At 65.4% G+C, this 788-nt stretch carries 1 protein-coding gene; it reads left to right on the forward strand.

The genetic code is table 11. The features are described 5' to 3' along the window. Positions 1-788: UDP-glucose dehydrogenase family protein (locus RA25_RS21160; RefSeq protein WP_241477460.1), on the forward strand; the 788-nt coding region annotated here is incomplete at both ends.

The following is a 788-nucleotide window of genomic DNA, read 5'->3' on the forward strand; positions in this document are numbered from 1 at the left end:
CCGAGTTCCTGCGCGAAGGCGCCGCGATCGAGGATTTCATGAAACCCGACCGGGTGGTGGTCGGCGTCCAGAACGAGCGCGCCGCCGAGGTGATGGCGGAGATCTACCGCCCCCTCTATCTGCGCGACTTCCCGATCCTGACCACCGATCTGGAATCCGCCGAACTGATCAAATACGCGGCCAATGCGTTTCTGGCCGCCAAGATCACCTTCATCAATGAAATCGCCGGCCTCTGCGAGCGGGTCGGGGCGGACGTCAAGGAAGTCTCCCGCGGCATCGGCTTTGACGGGCGGATCGGCAACAAGTTCCTGCATGCGGGGCCGGGCTATGGCGGCTCGTGCTTCCCGAAGGACACCGCGGCGCTGGCGCGGATCGGCCAGGACCATGCCTTCCCCCTGCGCATCACCGAGACCGTGATGCGGGTCAATGACGAGGTGAAGCTGCGGATGGTGGAGAAGCTGCGCGATGCCTGCGAGGGGTCGTTCAACGGCAAGACCATCGCGGTGCTCGGCGTCACCTTCAAGCCCAACACCGATGACATGCGCGAGGCGCCAGCCCTCACCATCGTGCCCGCATTGGTCGGCGGCGGCGCCAAGGTGCGGGTGGTGGACCCGCAAGGAAGGTCCGAGGGCGAGGGGCTCTTGCCCGGAGTCAAATGGGAGGAGGATCCCTACAAGGCGGCACAGAACGCCGACCTGGTGGTGCTCCTGACCGAATGGAACGAGTTCCGCGCCCTGGATCTGAAGAAACTGGCCCGCAAGATGCAGACCCCGCGGATGGCGGACCTG

Origin of the sequence: Leisingera sp. ANG-S5 (assembly GCF_000813925.1) — a bacterium.
Lineage (GTDB): Bacteria > Pseudomonadota > Alphaproteobacteria > Rhodobacterales > Rhodobacteraceae > Leisingera.